Raw genomic sequence first — 16,870 nt, 5'->3', positions numbered from 1 at the left:
TAGGACGTCTGCGGCAACTCTGTTGCCTGCTAACACTAGCCACGTGAGGATCTCCTCAGCTGCTGAGGATAATAATTTGCGTCCCCCCTTTCAAGGACACCCGAATATACTTTTCCTTGCTCTTTCGCAGCGGCTAGCTCAGCCCTACCCCTTTCCGTCAAACGTAAAGACGGTGTCAGGAACCCCCACTTGACGCATCGCTGTATGATCTGTGCACAGGCCTTACGGTTTAATCCCGTTGCAAAGCTTAAAGCACTCTGCCGTCTCTGCCCCTTAGCAATGAGCGCAAGCATCAGAAGGATCAATTCACCATTTATACCACGCCGTACGAGCTGTCCACTCGAGGCCAGCCGTTTTTGGCCGACATCAAGTAGCGTGACGAGCGAATCACCACGACCTATCTCGGGAGGGAACACAGACTTCTCACCGGCCATGATCACTCGGTTTGGAAACAACGGCTTCCACGGTTTCTTCGTAGTTGGCGGCGCCCATAGAATAGCCGGCACGTTGTTCGGACAGCTGTGCTCAAAAACCAGAGTAGCCAACTCTTTACCAAAACCACCCCAGTAGCGGTTTGCGCAGGTTCGACGCGCATACCGCTTGCAAACATCCATGACGGAATCTCGCAAAGATTGTCCCCAAGGCATATTCTTGAAGCTAGGGCAGTCCCGTTCTATAACAAGATCCGGCTTTGTCTTGTGTCGACCAACTCGCTTGATTCCCCCATCCGTACCTGAGTAAGCCACAACTACAATATTGATGTAATGAAGCGATATCCACGATATAAAAGTCGTATCAACCCAGAGTGAGCTCAGGAATTCTGCTGTTCTCTTTCCCGAACCGATAAAATCATCGACCAGCACCACGGTTCGGCATCGACTTTGCCTCATTTGATCCAGACTGGGATGATTGAGCAAATGCTCCGAATCGGTCTTGCAGTAATTCCGGATGATCGCGGCGGCCCGTGCCTCGCTGCCGTGATCCGTTCCAGAAACCAGCGCACTTATTTTTCCGCTATCCGGGTCTGTGAACCGTTCGAAATACGATTCCCTCGGGTCTACTTCGCGAACTGCGAAGAAACCTAAAGGGTGCTCGTAGTCTGCTGACGTGCTTTCAAGGCCTTTTTGGATGACTCTTTCGAACTCGGAGTGAGAAACAAGCGTCAGGCTCGTAACGATTTTCCGGGCTGCCTCCTGATCCACCGCTCCGAACTGGGCCAGCCACTCTTGACCGCGTTCCGTATATAGAAGAGCCTCTGCATTACGGTCCCTTTTCATCTTGTTACTACCTCTCCAGCAGAGTCCCAGTGTACCGTTTATTAGCGCACACCTTATTCTGAAATCAACATAGCAGCTGCTGGATCGTATCTCGTTCCGGTAATCGACCCATCCCGAATTCGCTGTACCGCCTCATCGATCACATGAAACGGCACTAGAAACCACTCTCTCGGCTTCACCGGATGACCAAAGCGGTCTTGGATGGTCAGCTCAAGTTGCGCCGGAGCAAAGATGCGATGGAATAGGGCTTCCAGCTTACGGCGGTTGATGCCGGCCAGCTTGTAGGTGGCGACCACTTCGACATCGGCCAGCAGGTAGGTGGCATCGTGTGCTGCGTTGGCGATGCGGGTTTCCACCTTGCCTCCCGTGACGCCGATCTTGTGAATCAGCTCGCGGTGTTCGGCAACGAATGGGTGTTCGGACAGGCTGCGCAGCACATAGATGGTACCGCTTTCTATGTCGCCCTCTTCCCAGGTCTCGCTGAATAGCGGCCCGGCATCTGGTTCGGTGATACGGCGGCTTGCTTCATCCTTGTAGAGCGCCCTAACCAGCGATAGACGCAGCAGGTTATTTTCCGTCCCGTTGGAGAAAATCACCCGCAAACGTGCATCCTTCTTGCCTTGGGGTGAATCAAACTCTTCCCCCTCGTCAGCCACATAGGCAGTCTGTCCATCCAGAATGAACCATTGACTCACCTCAATAGTGGCATTCTTGGCGAATGGTCGAGTGGTTCGCAGCCCGGACTTCAGTTCACTATCTACTTGTTCAAACAGCGGTTTGAAGGTCTCAAAGTCCTCGCACCTCTCTCTGTGGGCAACCTCTTCCGCGGCTCGTTTCTCCGCGCTGGAACGGACATGCCTCAGTTCGGTAAGCTCGGGCGCCCCAGCGGCTCCGGCCAGCTCAGCAATCAAGGCGTCATCGTCCATAGTCTCTACGGATTTCGCTTCGATAGCGTAGTCGCCATCGAGTAAACCCTGATGATCAAGTGGTGTCACCAGGGTTCGGCATTCCTCAAGCGCACGTATGCGGCCTAAACGCACGGCATAGAGCCGTTCGAAAATGTCCTTGTCTTCACCGTGCTGTGGGATGCGGCCATGCTGGTCGACAAAGCGCTGGATCTCTTCGAAACCAGCGATGATGCGCTCTTCGCGTGCAGAGTGGCCTTTCTTCTTCTCCGGCTGGGCGAACCCGTCCAGTTCGGCGCGCAATTCGTCCAGATCAGTCATAACGGCCCTCATCCTTAAAGCGCACGAAAGCGGCAGCACCCTCAGCCATGCGTTGTTCCCAAGCGTCCTGTGAGCTGATAGAAGGCAGCCGACCGCGCTCCCTTTTGAATTTGAAAGCCCTCACAGCAAGCTCCTTAGCCTCTTCTGGCGTCAGACTAGTACGTTTGCCGGAGATAACTGCCGCCACCTGTTTCAGGCTGTCTTCGCTCATGGTCTTGGCCAGGATCGCGTAGGCCTCGCTGAAGGGGTTGATGCGATCAATCAGATCAATATCAAGCTCCCGCACGTCCATGGCAAACTTGCGCACACCAGCTATCAGCGCCGTATTCGGTTTGGGTTCATTACTGCCCACATCAATGGTCTCGTCACCCGCAAGCAGCTGCTTGGCCTGCTGGGTCAGGTTCAGGGCTGCGATGGCATGTTGACGAACGCTCTCTTGATCTTCCTCATCGAGGTTGGGATAACGATCCTTGATGATCTTGCCCAAATGTACCTGCGTGAGCTCTTCGGGTACCAGCTCCTCATCGAATAGACCACGCTCAATGGCGTTTTTGTCTTGCACAAAGCTGGCAATGACCTCATTCAGGTCTTCCTGGCAAATACGATTGGCCTCTTCACTTTTCGGTTGGGCCAACCCATTGATTTCTATTTGGTACTTTCCAGTTTCTTCGTTGACACCCACGTTACATTTGTCGGGGTCATAGCCCTCTTCACCGTAGTCGAAGCCTTCTTGCGGGCCACTAGTGGGGTTCTTGGGCGTGAACTCGAAGCGCGGGGCCAACACTTGCTCCATCAACAGACTGGCGGCAATGGCTTTCAGGGTGTCGTTGATAGCTTCCGTCACGGCCTGCTCAGCAGCATCAGGTTCTGCAATCAGGTTGGTGAAGCGTGCCCGTGTTTTGCCTGGGGCATCCCGAGTGGCGCGTCCGATTATCTGCACGATTTCTGTGAGGCTGTTGCGATAGCCTACCGTCAGCGCATGCTCGCACCAGATCCAGTCAAAACCTTCCTTCGCCATGCCTAGTGCAATGATGACATCTACATGGTCGCGATTATTCTTCTGGGTTGCGTCTTTCAGTGCCGTAGATACCCGATCACGCTTGGTTGGATCGTCGTCCACCAAATCGGCAATTTTCAGCAACCGGCCGTCTGGCCTTTTAACCAACTGGAACCCCGTTACCGGATCAGTTCCCTGCCACTCACCTAACTCTTCGATGATGTGCTCAACTTCGCGAACCTTGTCCTTGGTGCTCTCTCGGGAATTGACGCTGGGGATATGTACGATGGTTTTCTCGGCTGGATCGAGAACCTTGAGTATGTCGTCAGCGTAGGAGCCTGAATAGAAGTAATAGCCAATATCGAGCTGCTTTAGGTACTCGTAACCGTTGAGCTGCTCGTAGTAGGTGTAAGTGACGGTATCGAAGCGCGACTCGTCCTGGGGGGCCAGCACTGCCTCGGCATCCCCTCGGAAATAAGAGCCGGTCATGGCCACGATATGCACTTTGTCGCGGGCAATGAACTCCCCCAGGTGGGCACCTAGTTTGTTGTCGGGGTTGGCCGAGACGTGGTGAAACTCATCCACTGCAATCAGTCGGTCTTCGAAGGCGGTAACGCCAAGCTGATCGACGGCAAAACGGAAGGTGGCATGGGTGCAGACCAGTACCTTGTCGTCACTGGTCAGAAAAACGCCCAGCGATTTGACCTTACCGCCATTATCGGAGCCAGGTGCATTACACAGGTTCCATTTCGGCTCCACGTGCCAGTCTGCCCAGAAGCCGAAATCACTGAGCGGTTCATCGTTGAAGCTGGAACCTATGGACTTCTCTGGCACCACGATAATGGCCTGCTTGAGTCCTTGGTTGTGGAGTTTGTCCAGCGCAATAAACATCAAGGCCCGGCTTTTACCGGAAGCCGGTGGCGACTTGATCAGCAGGTATTGCTCACCGCGCCGCTCGTAAGCGCGCTCCTGCATGGGGCGCATGCCCAACGCATTGGATTTGGTGGAGCTGCCATTGCTGGCATACGAGACGGAAACAGAGGGTACGATCTTTGTCATAGCGCGACACCTGTCTGGGCTTCTTGCCCTTGTGTTTGAGGTCTTGTTCCAGTTGTTCGATTTCCTTCAGGTCAGCGGCATCGGCTGCCTTGGCTTCCGCAATACGCCGCTGCTGGTCGAAAACTTCATAACGTTCACGGGCGACATTCTCCATATTCTCACGACTAACCGACCCTGCACCTTCGAGAATGGGCTGGTCGTTGAAGGCCAGCATCTTGTCGACATTGTTACGCCGGAAGTCCAGGGTCAGATCCTTCTGTTTCTTCACCCGAAGCTCCGCCTGTTCCAGGAAGATCACCACCAGTCGGTTGAGCGTGTCGATCTCGTCTGCTGTCAGGTAGCTCTTGACAACGATGACGTCGTGCTTGCGTACCCGCGAACCGCTCCAGTTGGTCAACGCCATGTTGGGTTGGTGGGGTCTGAGCGCTTCAGGATCAGCTCAGCGGCAGTGTGTCCGGTGGTGGCATGGAGCAGCTTGTTCTGCACTTCGGCAAAGAACTGGACGGTCTCACGCTCGCGGGCCTGGTAGTCGGAGCTGAGGGCAAAAAGATCGCGGACCTTCTGGTAAAGCGTTTTTCCGAGGCTCGTATGTCCCGGATGCGCTCCAGCAATTCGTCGAAGTAGTCCCAGCCGCCGGGGTTCTTCAGGCGTTCGACATCCATTACGAAGCCTTTTAGCAGGAACTCCTTGAGGTGGGTGCTGGCCCAGTGGCGGAACTGCACTCCCCGAGGCGAGCGGACCCGATAACCAATGGCCAAGATCAGGTCGAGGTTGTAGTAACTGATCCTCCGCCTGACCTGACGGTTGCCCTCAGACTGAACCGTCAAGGATTCCTTGACGGTTGCCTCTAGGGCCAGCTCGTTGTCTTCAAATATGTTTCTGGCGTGCAGAGAAACGTTCTGCTTGGTGGTCTGGAACAGCTCGGCAATCTCCATCTGGCTTAGCCAGATGCTCTCCCCTTCCACCCGAAGGTGCAGCTGGGTCCGGCCGTCATCGGAAGTGTATAGGACCAGCTCGCTCATGGATTGGAGCCTCCTTGCTGACAACTTACAGCCTTCCGGTCATCCGACATGGCTCTTTCAAACCAACTAGGTACTTCAATATCCTTATGGTTCAAAATATTTTCAGGTACATCTTTCCAGAAGGCTACAATCGCGTCTGAAAAAGCTTGTAGCTGATCATCACTCACAGATAGGTGAGTGTGATCCAAATAATCCAAGTCTGAAAAGGCACCATCGATGTGGCTGGATGGGCGAGAAAGGTGCTCTGGGTAACTTTTCTTCAAATCATTCAGCGAGTTCCCCTTGCCATGCTTATAGACATTGACCACCAAGCGGCAAGCATCAAGCTTGGAAAAATAATCTTGACTACGAACTTGCCAACCAAGGCCTTCCAGAAGATCGGTCAGCTTGCCAAAGTCCACGGTCCACACTTTGTTTGAAACAATATCGCCGGAATGCCAATGGCGTATTTCATCCGTCAGCCATTTACGAAAACGTTTATCCCATTCGTGGTACATCCCGGCAGCAACGCTCAGACGGGTTCTGTCCCGCATATCGCTGAGAAGCTGGTAGAATTCAATGCCAGCATCACGTGCAGACTCGTAGAAGTCTCCTTCGTCGTGCCTGTCAGGGTCAAAGCAATGGCTATTTCTCTCCAGCCACTCATCGGAGGCCTTATCTGCTTCCGTTTCAATGTCATCAAATTGCGAGAGAAGCCGTATCCTGGCTTGGTTCACGTAAAAGTGATGCCCGGCAACCAGCGACTGACGGAAAGGCTCCCACATTTGAAACAGCGCGTAGTTGCCCATCATGATACCTCCCGTTTTGCCTTGCTCTTTGAAGGCGAGGAAGCTGTTATTTTGGTATACAGTTCAAACAGCTTCTCCAAGCGCTCGGTATCATTTTTGAAACGACGACCGATATAGATGCGCTCTAGCACCTCATCGTTTTGTTCGTGGGCCTCACGCAGGTTGGCTGGCATTATTTCAGGGTCGTAGAGGTCGGCAATAGTAGCCGGGAAATGGGCTTCTCGTGCCAACAGGATGTTTTCGGCGCAACGGGTCAAGTCGGCTTTGTTTTTTTCGGTCAGGGTTGGGACTGGGAAAGTGTTCCACCCCATTGTATTGGAATAGCGAAAATCAGTTTTCATTTTTCCGCAGACTGTAGCAATCCAAACCAAATGCAGACGGGATGCGATCAGAGCCATGTTCCATAGCGGTGCATCGTATAAAGAAAATACTTCACTTGTAACGGTGGAATGGTGATCAATCACACCACATGGAAGGAATGGACGGGACTCAGATGATGTTCGTGCTACAGTTAATGTCCAAAGCTTACCGATCCGCATCTCTCTCATTTGGTGAGAGCGAGCCGCCATGTCGTTCGCACTTTTGTCCCGACTTGCAAGTCGAACGGTGCGGACGCCTTCAATGCGTTGGCGAATACTCGTAATGGAAAGAGCCTCTTCCAAATTTTTATCTTCAATCCATAAGCAATAACGCTCAAGCCCACGAATAAATTCTACAGACCCATAAATTCTTCGAATAAATCGCGAGCGTTGGTCAGCCGTTAACCCAAGCTCTCCAACCTCTGAAGAGCTAAGAAGAAGGTAACCTCCGTCAACAGGCTTATTTCCGAAACTCATTTCAGAAATCGGCCCTAAGGTTTTAGAAGCCTTGGTGACAATTACATTTGGGGCTGCTACTAAGTAGGGATTGATATTGCTGGTTTGCTTCTCCACCGTCTCGCCAGCCTTTGAAATCGAGAATAATTTCCGTATCAGGTTCGGATGATTACTAATCGCGACAATCGCGACCGTCACACCAGCGTTATGGCTGGCCAAATTGGCCCATTTGAAACTGGTATGAGCAAAAGCAATCTTGTACCCCATTTCAAAGATCAGTGGCCACAGGATAGGCACTTGCTGCCCCTGGCAGATGGAGTTGGTGGATACGAAAGCAGATACAGTCGGCGCATGCAGTCCATAGTCGGCGGCTTTCATAAACCAGCCCGCCACATAGTCGAGCGACTTCCAGTTCTTGGCACGCCCTTCAAAGATGCGTTTCAGGTCGCTCTTTTGTTCCTTGGATTGCCAGGTCGAACCTAGGTAGGGTGGATTTCCACAGATATAGGTTTCCCCACCTTCATTCTCGAACTCAATTTCAGCCTGACTGGCGTCTTGCATCTGATCGACCAGATCACTACCCCGATGCTTTACTTCCGTTCCGGCAGGTGGCCAGAGATCAACCCAATCTACACTTAGGGCATTGTCACAGGTAATCCAGTTCTGCGAGTCCAGCGGCAAAAAATCCTGCAATGCTTCTTTCTGTCCCCGGTACTGCAAGTCGCACTGGTACTCGGCAATAATCAACGCCAGGCGGGCAATCTCGGCGGAGAAATCCCGCAGTTCGATGCCGCGAAAGTTGGTCAGCGGAATATCGCTCTTGCGGCCGTGCTCGTTGCGGCGCTCGTTGATGGTGTTCTCGATCTCGCGCATCTGCTTGTAGGCGATGACTAGAAAATTGCCCGACCCACAGGCTGGGTCGAACACTCGGATTTTGGCCATACGGTTACGTAGATTGAGTAACTTGCGGGGATTGCCGCCAGCGTCTTCCAATCTCTCGCGCAGATCGTCCAAGAATAGAGGATTCAGCACCTTCAGGATGTTAGGCACGCTCGTGTAATGCATGCCCAGCGCGCCGCGCTCTTCGTCGTCCGCGACTGCTTGGATCATGGAGCCGAAAATATCGGGGTTGATCTGGGTCCAGTCCAGGCTACCGATATGCAACAGGTATGAGCGCGCAATCTTGCTGAAGCGCGGCACCTCCACGTTGCCCGAAAATAATCCGCCATTTACATAGGGGAAGCCATCATCTGCCCAGCGGGGAACACCTGCCACCGCGCGTTCAGTCTGTTTAGTGTTCATTGCGCGGAAGATTTCGCTGATCACTTCATGGGTATTGGCGGAATCTCTGGCGCTCATCTGAGCCACGGTGTTAGTAAACAGCCCACTGCCAGCGAAAATGTCGGTATCTTCCGCAAAGAAGCAAAAAATCAGACGTGCCATGAAGTGATTCATTTCATGGCGCTGTTCTTCCGTGCCCCAGTCAGGATTGTCCTTCAGCAGCTCCACATACAGCCGGTTCAGGCGGCTAGTAGCGCGAATGTCAAAGGAGCTGTCGCGCACCTGCTTGACTGTGGTGATGCCCGCCAGCGGTAGGAAGAAGCCGAAATGGTCAGGGAAAGCCTCGTACGTGCAGGCCACCGTCTCACCAGTTTCCAGATCTTCAGCCTCGAAAACCACGCCATCGGTTGCCAGGATATAGCGAGCCTTGGCACGGGTGGTCGCTGGGCTGGCCTTGAGGGCCTCCAGGGTGTGCGTAACGGCTCCGGTATCCGCCACAGCGATGTGGATATTATTGGTCTGCAACACACCGCCAAGGTCGGACTTGTTGGATGCACCCGAGCGCAGCCGTTTGATGGTGGTAGATTTATTGCCGAAGGCTTCCAGGAAGGCATAAGGGAACTCAGCCGGGTCAAAGGGCTGTTGTGCCAGATCTGATATTGCGGCTTCGATTTCTACTGCGTTCATGGTGTGTCATTTGTCCTGTTCGCCTTCTGGCGAGTGCTGCGTTTTTACCGCTAAAAAATTCGCCGTCCAATTTACTTGGTGTTATGCGGCTTTTATCTTCCACGGGTTGATTACCGCCACGCCTATTGCTTCGAAGCGTTCGGGAGCTCTCGTTGCCACGGCAAGGCCGCTGGCTAGGGCAATCGCTGCGATGTAGCCATCGGCGACAGTGAGCGCGGTATGTGTTTCTCGTGCCTTCACCATCAGCCCGGCATAGGCTTGCGTACAGGGAAGATCAAATGGAAGGACGCGCCCGGCAAACAGGGGAAGCGCCCGCTTCTCCAGATTCTCCTGCAACCTCGTCCGGCGATTCCCTGCCGGGAGCAGGGCGATGCCAGAGCGTAGCTCCGCCACTGTGATAGCGGAGAGGTAGAGAGTTTCCAAGGCCTGGGCGTCGATCCACTCGATAACGCGGGGCTCTGGCTCCTGGCGCAGTGGCTCCGAGATGACGTTGGTGTCGAGCAGGATCATTCGAAGTCCATCGGGCGCGCCGGGGTCTTGTCGCGAACTTGCCCGAAGGCGGCGAGCTCATCATCGGTCAGCTTGGCCTGGCGACCGATGTCGGCCAGTATGGAACCCAGCTTTACCCGGCCTTCTGGGGCTACAGCGCCTTCCAGGATCTCGCGCACTTCGGCTTCCATGCTATGGCCGTGCGAAGCCGCTCGGGTACGCAACGCGCGATGGATCTCGTCGGGTAAGTTGCGAACTGTCAGCATTGCCATTGGACGTGCCCTTACAAGAGTAACTCTGCATACACTACCGTAAATTGCATGCACACCGAAGGGCTTTGAGCATTTCCGTTGATGACTCACAGGATAAGTAGCAGAAGCATTTCAGCGCTAAAACCAAGCAAGTAGCGCTTGGCTGTCTGACGACTGCCATTCAAGCCCCAGACTCAGCTGATTAGGGTCCGGCTCGCTTTCGGGCTTGGCCCCTGCGATAACCATCCCTTCCGAAGCCATCTCTTCTACCCATAGCCCACCTGAGAACTGAGCATTCTCGAACTCTTGCTGAATAATCCATGCGTCTTCTGAAGGAGAGGCGAAGATCTCGTAGCCTGGAATCCCCCAGTCATCTTTAAAGTAGCGAAGTACCCAGCCATAGCCTTCCTCAGGTGGGCAAGGCTCGATCTTGAAGCTGTAACGCAGCATGCTCATGCTCCTAGATTGTGCAGACGCTGCCAGACCTCATTCTCTGTCAGATGTCGATATTGAGGCTGGTACTAAATTCAGGTGGCTGCCGGCAATTGCCAGCACTTTGCGAATCCTGCCCTAGCTGCAAACCATGCATGAATTTCGTACGTACGAAAATTTGCAGTTGGCTGGGCGGCCATTGAACCTTGGTACGTTGTGGTACCAGCCCGCGAATCCTGCCCTAGCTCTAAACCCATCCATTCTTTTCGTACGCACGAAAAATGGCTGCCATCTCAGACGAAGATAACGGTCCTAGAAACTCGCGCTAGGCTTCATCATTAGTAATACGCACGGACCTGTCTCAAACCTGTTCGTCGCCTTGGGCTGAGCCAGAGGCTGCGCCATTAGTAATAGGGGAGGAGCCTGGGACACCTGTGTGTGGGCTTGCATCTTTTGTGGATGCTTCGCCATTAGTAATTGGGGAGGCACCTCTCTTAGCCTCAATATCCTCGCCACGCTCACGCCGACGTCTGGCCATCTCATCCTTCATCCACTGGCCGGCAGCACGCATCTCGGCACGCAAGTCTTCTATCTCTTGGGGAGTCAAACGGCAGTAGCTCATAGTGTCTTCTCCTTTGATGTATCACGCTGAAGCTGAGGGTAAAGCGCCGTGCGCCATCGCCACTGGAGTACGCACACAGCGATTCCAGCCGCGCATATGAAAAGCGTACGGGTAGCTTCTCGGTCACCTGTCAGTGCACCCCAGACCATGCCAGGCAGCTCAGGGAGTAACGCCACGAACAGCACCACACCTACAGCAAGCATTAAGCCCGACAGCCCCAGCTCTCCGGCTCGCTTCATACCCACCCAGCGAGCGCGCCAAGTGTCTAGCCACTTAGTCTTGGCATCCATGGCTTACCCTCCAGTAATCGTATTGCCAGCGCCGAAGCGCCTCTGATAGGCGTGGTAGGCCTTTTTGGCACCCTGGTAAGGCGCTGTAGCAGCGTTACCTGCCAGACGTGCATCACGCTGTACACCACGATACTGACGCCGGATCGCGGAGGGTCGCATGGCACTCATGGTGGAGCTGAGAGCCCCCTGAGTTGCTAATGCCACGCCACCACCTAATGCAGAAGCTATGGCTGGCACCTGCTTCAGCACCAGGATGCCAAGGGCAAAAAAAGCAATCAGATAGGCGCTGGTGGTCATACTGGCCATGCTGCTTGCCGAAGACTCCACGATGTCCATGAACGCTTCGCTAACATCGATAACCATACGTCCAATAGCTGATCCTAAAACCAACAGCATGCCGAAATTGATCACCATGCCCAGCCAGCTCTCGAAAAAGCGTTGGGTGGTGTTAAACAACAGACCAATGATGAAGAGCGGGCCAATCGCCAGTAGCACCGTCGTTGCCACTTTGCTGGCCAGCAATAGAAACGCCACTACGATGGCAACACCTCCACCAAACACCATGATCAGAATTGCCACCAGATACATGCCGAAATCACCACTCATGACCCCCGCTTTATCCCAAGCCTGATCAGCTACGGCGAGAACGCGGGAGAACAGGCTATCCAAAATGGCCGCGGCACCTCCATCGGACCCTGTGATGACTGCTGCTACCTTTTCCGGGCCGTGAGCCAGCACGTCCACCACGACGCCCATATAGGTACCGACCGTCAGCCCCAGCGTCATGATGAAGCCAATGCGAAGGATGCGAAAAACGCCCTCCTGCAAGGGCTCACTGACCTTGCCAAACATCATCAAATAGCCCCAGATGGCAATCCAGACGATCAACATGCTGGTGAACATTGGAGTGATGTAAGCGATGAGGTCGGTAGCCGTGTTGGTGACGTACTGGTCCAGTGCCTGGTCAACGACCGCGAACATGCCTTCAAATAGGTTCATGACTCCTCCTTGCTCTTTAAGCTAGACAGGTCAAGCTCGAAGGGCTCACCGCTGGACAGCGTCCGTTCTGCCTGGAGTGCATTGATGCAATTCGGCGTCTCCTGGAGTTCGCCAGGGTTGTTGCCGCACGTCTCCAGAGTCACCTTGCGCTTATCGTCATGTGCTTTGAACCAGTCCACGGTCTGAACCGGGCCAGTATCCGGGGTATCATCAAAACACCCAGTCAGCGCAACGCTGATCAGAGCCATAATGGCAATATTTCGTGCGCACGAAATTTTCCTGACATCCATAAGGCCTCCTTACCAATCAAGTTCGAACGGTTCCCCTGATGAAGCAACGCGCATCTGCTGAACGCGCTGGTTGTGCATGGCTTGGCTAGCCTCGGCCTGCGAACGGAGCATGGACAGCTTGGCCATCTCGTTTTGCAGCATGACTTGCTCGGCGCCGATACGGGCCTGAAGGTCCAGAACGTCTTTCTGGTCGGGGCTGTTGTTGACCTCGGCCACCAGGCCCGTCAGCTCGCTAAAACGCTCCTGGGCCTGCTCTAAGGATTTTTGGGACCGGCCAAGCCAGGTCGCCGTGTTCTGGTTGCCGCTGTCGTACAGGTCCGCCACATCGCCGGATAGACCGTGTTCGTTCGCGCCCCTGATACCGGCACTGTTCAGCACCTGATTAGGATCGACATCCACGGCAGTGTCATAGACCGAGTCGATAACGCCAGCCATGCCACGGGAACCACTCATGCTGTCCAGTTGCCTATTGGCCGTCTCGAGCTGGCTTTTCAGTTGCTCGATTTGGTTAAGCATGTGCTGGACCTGCAAAATCTGCTGGGTCAGGCTCGACACGTCGACAACGGGAATCCCGCCCGCCATGGCTGGCTGCGATAGACCGATGGTGGTCGCGAGAGCGACACCAGCGATTTTTCGTGCGCACGAAATTGTGATGCTCATGATCAGACCTCCTTTTGACGATTCTGGCGGGTCGCCTTGGCCTCCAGACGCCGTTTTGTCCTCTGGAGAGTGAGCGGCCGTTGTTCAAAATCCAGACTTTTCAGGTCGATGGACTCCATCACCTCTTTCATCTCCTCGATGCAGGTGAAGAAGTCTTCGGGAAGGACTTCCAACCCTTCGGTGAGAAAATCGCAAGCGTAACCGGCAATGATCATCAGAGTTCGAATCTCACTCTGGATGGCGTGCTGTTCGACCGCGTGTGATCGGTACAGCCGTGACAGGCCACTGTCGGCGAAGGCGGGTGTGATACCCTGTCTGTTAGCCATGTATGCCTCCTATGCAGGCAGTCGTGGTTAGGCGCGGCCGGGGCCATCACCCCCGTTCCGCGCCGTTTGAATCCTACGTGCGAAGGGTTCTGCGCATTTCTTCTACTGCAGGAGCTCCAACTTTGTCGCTGCCGTAGTTTCTGGCTATGAGGTCTGCTCTTTGCTGGCCCAGCAACTCAGCCATCTCGGCCAGCGTTAATTTTGATTCAGGCCCAGAATGACTCTCGACCTTGGCCGCCCCGCTTTTATTTCTTGATGTACTCTGTGTTGTATTCTCTGTAATAGATTTGCCCTTTGGTCGAATCAAGGTTTGACCATCCTGACCACCAGATTGGCCAGAAGGGATAGTAGAATCTACCAAAGGGAAAAACTGGGAATTACAACCACTTCCAGAAGAGCCTTCGTCGAGTTGGTCCGTCAAGAGCTCAAGCAGGCGCTCACAGTTCACTCGATACCAAATCTTTGCAGGAACGTCTCTCCTCTCTTCCTCAAGAACGCCAATTTCCACTAGCGATTTTCTAGCATTGGCCTGCTGTTTCGGTGTTAATCCAGTTTCTGACTCCCAGCTATCTTCGCCTCGCTGATTTTTATAGAACCATCCATTACGTGCTTTCTTCTTTGAGTTACGACTCCAGTAAAATGCTTGACTGAGAAAAACTGCACCAGGAACCGAAACACCAGGTAGAAGTGTGAATGCGGTGTAATAGGCAATCACCCTCCCCAGAATCTCCTGCACTACCGATGGGTTAACACGCGCCATATTCAGAAGGCTCCAAATTCAGGGCGTCTTTTACTTGGAGCGTCCGAAAATAGACACGGCGCCCCACCTTCACCATCGTCGGCTTCAGCTTTCGAGAGACCTCAGTATCTGAATAAAGAGAAACCCGCACGCCATCGGGCGAACGGCCAAGGAGGTCCGCTAGGTCTGATATACTCATCAGTAGACCGAACCTTTCAACAAGATAATCTTCGACTTTCATGGCTAGCACCTCATCAATCATACATCGACGTAATCAATGCTAACGAAGCAAAGAGAAAGCTCAAGCGCGCGCTTCTTTCACAGCAATCGATGCACCATGCATTGATTATCAATATCTATTATTTTGAAGAAATGACACGCACAAAGAGCATTAAATTTCAGACACTTATAGAGTTAACAGAATTTAACAAATATCACAAATATGAGGCTAAACCAACCGAAACGGGGCAATAATAAGAATAATAATAATATTATTATTCTTATTATTTTATGCAGCTACACATCACCTAAGCGATGCTCAACCAAACAAAAAACAAAGCAGAAACATAAACGCTTGAAAGCGGCTTTCATAGCCATCCAAAACATCATGTGTTTTTATGATATAAATATTTATGCAGCACATGACGCCGAGCAGTAATCACTCTTGAAATGATCAACAACTCAAAAAACGGAATCAGCATAAACAAAAAAGAAAACGCCACTGGCACATAAATAGATTTCTGCTCCCTTATTATATTACCAACCTCCAAAGACTCTTCCTCATCAAAAAAAGAGTTACATATAATCTCCACAATTTTCTCGTTAAGCCCTGACTCGGACATTAAGACTTCGTAATCACCCTCAGTGCGCTCACATTCTTTCTTCGTGATGACCCATTCCTCATCACTGACCAAATTGTGCAGACGGGTACTATAAGCTTTTTCATGGCCCAGCCATAGCCATTGGTCATCTCCCTTAAACTTCAAAAGAGCCGAGCTGGAAGAAGCTATTGATAAAAAAAACATAAAAACAATCGTAAAAAATAGCAATATAGAAACAAAAAACGGTGCCTCCCACCACTTCACCTTAACCACCTTCATTCTCTCCAGATCAATCCTTCTCCTCAAGTTGGTCAACAAGCGCACATCGATGCCAAACTTTTCAACCCAAACTTTAAATCCAACTATCTCTTCAATAGATCTAGCCCCTACATTAAAAAGGGCATTAAATCTCTCTATATCTCTTCGCTCTTTCCAAAAGCTCCCTATATCCTCATTGTAAAACTCCCCACCTCCCATCACTAACGCATACACCCTATTTATAAACCCATAAGAAGACCCCGCTCTTCTATGAAAATAAAAAACCAACAACATAGTTGCCAACAGCATCAAAACGAACGCCACTGGAGAACCAAAACTTAACGAATAAAAAGACTCAAACACCTTTACCCCCGTTTTTTTCAAAACCTATATTTATCAAACGATAATACTACAATATCGTAACTTATTAAGTTGACATACGATCAAGCTTTGCCACTAGGTCTTCCGCCCTCAGGTGAGTATATCGCCGCAACATCTGCATGGACTTGTGGCCACTAATCGCGGCAACCTCCTGGTCGGATAGTCCTGCCTCTACCAGCCGGCTGACAGCTTCATGGCGTAGATCATGAAAGCGGAAGTCATCGAGCCCGGCCTTCTTCTTCGCCTGATTCCAAAGCTTGGTGTAGACATAGGGGCCACGTTTGCCATCCCTGCCCGGCTCACCGAAGAACACCAGGTCACAGTCGAGCGGGCGCACCGGGTTGTTCAGCGCTTGCTTGAACACCTCGGTGGCGGCCTGGGTCAGCGGCACTAGGCGGGCTTCGTTGTTCTTGGTGTCGGTGAGGCGCACCACGCGGCGTTTCACGTCAACCTGTGATCGGGTGAGGGTCAGGATCTCCGAGGAGCGCATGCCCGTCTCCAGGGCGATTCTGGCGACCCAGGCCAGCATGGGGTTGCTGTGCTGTCTCAGCACGGCGAACAGGCGCTTCTCCTCGTCGGGATTCAGGCGACGGTCGCGCCCTTCTCCAGGGCTGGGCTTGCGGATGTTCTGGACGGGGTTGTAGGTCAGTCCCAGGCCCCATTCCTGGATGGCCACGGTGTAGAGGTGGCCAAGCAATGCAAGCTCCAGGCGCACGGTATTGGCGCTGATAGGCTGACCACGATGCCCGATGCTATTGAGACGAGTATCGCGGTAGTTGGCGATCAGTTCCGGCGTCAGAGCCGCGAGGGAGTACTTGCCTAGGTGTTCGGTCAGCGTGTTGGCTTTGTGACGTTCGCTCTTCTGGGTGCTGGGCTTCTTAGTAGGGGTGACATCGGCCAGGTAACGCTTGAGCGCCGCTTCAAGTGTCATGCGTTCGGAGGCACTGCGCTGGATATAGACACCACGCACCATTTCATCTTCGGTGCGGCGGCTCCAGTCCTGGGCGTCACGTTTGGTACGAAAGGTCTTGGCGGTGGTGGGCCAGCCAGTCTTGCGGATGACGGCTTTCCAGCTACCAGAGGGGGTCTTGACGATGGTGGCCATGAAAATCTCCAGGGGGCTGAAGGATCGGCACTGTACCGAAACTGTACCCTTGGAA

Annotated in this window: 16 protein-coding genes and 1 pseudogene; all 17 read right to left on the bottom strand. The window is 53.0% G+C overall.

All coding sequences use genetic code 11. The annotated features are described in order from the left end of the window. Positions 1-35: 35 nt before the first annotated feature. Entirely contained in the window at positions 36-1,277 is a 1,242-nt protein-coding gene (locus tag ACW4DH_RS15875) for a phosphoribosyltransferase-like protein (RefSeq protein WP_459637380.1), read from the bottom strand. A 53-nt stretch (positions 1,278-1,330) separates the two neighbouring features. Continuing rightward, positions 1,331-2,503 carry a GIY-YIG nuclease family protein gene (locus ACW4DH_RS15870; RefSeq protein ID WP_459637379.1) on the bottom strand — a complete coding sequence of 391 codons (1,173 nt, stop codon included), beginning with the start codon at positions 2,501-2,503 and terminating at the stop codon, positions 1,331-1,333. After that, positions 2,496-4,559: a DEAD/DEAH box helicase gene (locus ACW4DH_RS15865; RefSeq protein WP_459637378.1), complete on the bottom strand. Its 2,064-nt coding sequence runs from the start codon at positions 4,557-4,559 to the stop codon at positions 2,496-2,498. Before ACW4DH_RS15865 ends, ACW4DH_RS15870 begins: the two co-directional genes overlap by 8 nt. Then, positions 4,444-5,494 (bottom strand): annotated as a pseudogene (locus tag ACW4DH_RS15860) (virulence RhuM family protein). The gene ACW4DH_RS15865 and the pseudogene ACW4DH_RS15860 overlap by 116 nt, the downstream one beginning before the upstream one ends. 83 nt (positions 5,495-5,577) lie before the next feature. Beyond that, a complete protein-coding gene (locus ACW4DH_RS15855; RefSeq protein WP_459637377.1) occupies positions 5,578-6,372 on the bottom strand; it encodes a hypothetical protein in 795 nt (264 codons plus the stop codon). After that, on the bottom strand, positions 6,369-9,152 hold the full coding sequence (locus ACW4DH_RS15850) for a class I SAM-dependent DNA methyltransferase (RefSeq protein ID WP_459637376.1): 2,784 nt from the start codon (positions 9,150-9,152) through the stop codon (positions 6,369-6,371). The genes ACW4DH_RS15855 and ACW4DH_RS15850 overlap by 4 nt, the downstream gene beginning before the upstream one ends. Positions 9,153-9,233: 81 nt before the next feature. Beyond that, a complete protein-coding gene (locus tag ACW4DH_RS15845; RefSeq protein ID WP_459637375.1) occupies positions 9,234-9,662 on the bottom strand; it encodes a PIN domain-containing protein in 429 nt (142 codons plus the stop codon). Further along, entirely contained in the window at positions 9,659-9,913 is a 255-nt protein-coding gene (locus ACW4DH_RS15840) for a FitA-like ribbon-helix-helix domain-containing protein (protein WP_459637374.1), read from the bottom strand. The genes ACW4DH_RS15845 and ACW4DH_RS15840 overlap by 4 nt, the downstream gene beginning before the upstream one ends. A gap of 117 nt (positions 9,914-10,030) precedes the next feature. Beyond that, positions 10,031-10,342, bottom strand: coding sequence for a hypothetical protein (locus tag ACW4DH_RS15835; RefSeq protein WP_459637373.1), 312 nt, complete (start codon positions 10,340-10,342; stop codon positions 10,031-10,033). An 897-nt stretch (positions 10,343-11,239) separates the two neighbouring features. After that, positions 11,240-12,235, bottom strand: coding sequence for a TrbL/VirB6 family protein (locus tag ACW4DH_RS15830; RefSeq protein ID WP_459637372.1), 996 nt, complete (start codon positions 12,233-12,235; stop codon positions 11,240-11,242). After that, the gene (locus ACW4DH_RS15825; protein WP_459637371.1) at positions 12,232-12,525 is read right to left on the bottom strand and encodes an EexN family lipoprotein; all 294 of its coding nucleotides are present in this window, start codon (positions 12,523-12,525) and stop codon (positions 12,232-12,234) included. The genes ACW4DH_RS15830 and ACW4DH_RS15825 overlap by 4 nt, the downstream gene beginning before the upstream one ends. Positions 12,526-12,534: 9 nt before the next feature. Further along, positions 12,535-13,185 (bottom strand): TrbJ/VirB5 family protein, encoded by a 651-nt coding sequence (locus ACW4DH_RS15820; RefSeq protein ID WP_459637370.1) that lies wholly within the window; start codon positions 13,183-13,185, stop codon positions 12,535-12,537. Between the two features lie 2 nt (positions 13,186-13,187). Further along, positions 13,188-13,511 carry a hypothetical protein gene (locus tag ACW4DH_RS15815; RefSeq protein WP_459637369.1) on the bottom strand — a complete coding sequence of 108 codons (324 nt, stop codon included), beginning with the start codon at positions 13,509-13,511 and terminating at the stop codon, positions 13,188-13,190. 73 nt (positions 13,512-13,584) lie between these two features. Next, complete coding sequence (locus ACW4DH_RS15810) at positions 13,585-14,271, bottom strand: hypothetical protein (protein ID WP_459637368.1); 687 nt, start codon at positions 14,269-14,271, stop codon at positions 13,585-13,587. Then, positions 14,258-14,491, bottom strand: a complete 234-nt coding sequence (locus ACW4DH_RS15805) for a DNA-binding protein (protein ID WP_459637367.1) — start codon at positions 14,489-14,491, stop codon at positions 14,258-14,260. Before ACW4DH_RS15805 ends, ACW4DH_RS15810 begins: the two co-directional genes overlap by 14 nt. A gap of 364 nt (positions 14,492-14,855) precedes the next feature. Beyond that, on the bottom strand, positions 14,856-15,692 hold the full coding sequence (locus tag ACW4DH_RS15800; protein WP_459637366.1) for a DUF6216 family protein: 837 nt from the start codon (positions 15,690-15,692) through the stop codon (positions 14,856-14,858). A 64-nt stretch (positions 15,693-15,756) separates the two neighbouring features. Beyond that, positions 15,757-16,815 carry a site-specific integrase gene (locus ACW4DH_RS15795; RefSeq protein ID WP_459637365.1) on the bottom strand — a complete coding sequence of 353 codons (1,059 nt, stop codon included), beginning with the start codon at positions 16,813-16,815 and terminating at the stop codon, positions 15,757-15,759. Positions 16,816-16,870 lie beyond the last annotated feature (55 nt).

This window comes from Halomonas sp. WWR20, from assembly GCF_054602495.1.
The sequence above is the reverse complement of the archived record's forward strand: the minus strand, read 5'-3'. Positions and strand labels throughout refer to the sequence as shown.

Bases quoted from the DNA above. Each gene is read 5' to 3' on its own strand.
- ACW4DH_RS15850 (WP_459637376.1), bottom strand. From the start codon at position 9,152: ATGAACGCAGTAGAAATCGAAGCCGCAATATCAGATCTGGCACAACAG.
- ACW4DH_RS15795 (WP_459637365.1), bottom strand. From the start codon at position 16,815: ATGGCCACCATCGTCAAGACCCCCTCTGGTAGCTGGAAAGCCGTCATC.
- ACW4DH_RS15870 (WP_459637379.1), bottom strand. From the start codon at position 2,503: ATGACTGATCTGGACGAATTGCGCGCCGAACTGGACGGGTTCGCCCAG.
- ACW4DH_RS15830 (WP_459637372.1), bottom strand. From the start codon at position 12,235: ATGAACCTATTTGAAGGCATGTTCGCGGTCGTTGACCAGGCACTGGAC.
- ACW4DH_RS15855 (WP_459637377.1), bottom strand. From the start codon at position 6,372: ATGATGGGCAACTACGCGCTGTTTCAAATGTGGGAGCCTTTCCGTCAG.
- ACW4DH_RS15865 (WP_459637378.1), bottom strand. From the start codon at position 4,559: ATGACAAAGATCGTACCCTCTGTTTCCGTCTCGTATGCCAGCAATGGC.
- ACW4DH_RS15825 (WP_459637371.1), bottom strand. From the start codon at position 12,525: ATGGATGTCAGGAAAATTTCGTGCGCACGAAATATTGCCATTATGGCT.
- ACW4DH_RS15810 (WP_459637368.1), bottom strand. From the start codon at position 14,271: ATGGCGCGTGTTAACCCATCGGTAGTGCAGGAGATTCTGGGGAGGGTG.
- ACW4DH_RS15815 (WP_459637369.1), bottom strand. From the start codon at position 13,511: ATGGCTAACAGACAGGGTATCACACCCGCCTTCGCCGACAGTGGCCTG.
- ACW4DH_RS15805 (WP_459637367.1), bottom strand. From the start codon at position 14,491: ATGAAAGTCGAAGATTATCTTGTTGAAAGGTTCGGTCTACTGATGAGT.
- ACW4DH_RS15835 (WP_459637373.1), bottom strand. From the start codon at position 10,342: ATGCTGCGTTACAGCTTCAAGATCGAGCCTTGCCCACCTGAGGAAGGC.
- ACW4DH_RS15875 (WP_459637380.1), bottom strand. From the start codon at position 1,277: ATGAAAAGGGACCGTAATGCAGAGGCTCTTCTATATACGGAACGCGGT.
- ACW4DH_RS15845 (WP_459637375.1), bottom strand. From the start codon at position 9,662: ATGATCCTGCTCGACACCAACGTCATCTCGGAGCCACTGCGCCAGGAG.
- ACW4DH_RS15820 (WP_459637370.1), bottom strand. From the start codon at position 13,185: ATGAGCATCACAATTTCGTGCGCACGAAAAATCGCTGGTGTCGCTCTC.
- ACW4DH_RS15840 (WP_459637374.1), bottom strand. From the start codon at position 9,913: ATGGCAATGCTGACAGTTCGCAACTTACCCGACGAGATCCATCGCGCG.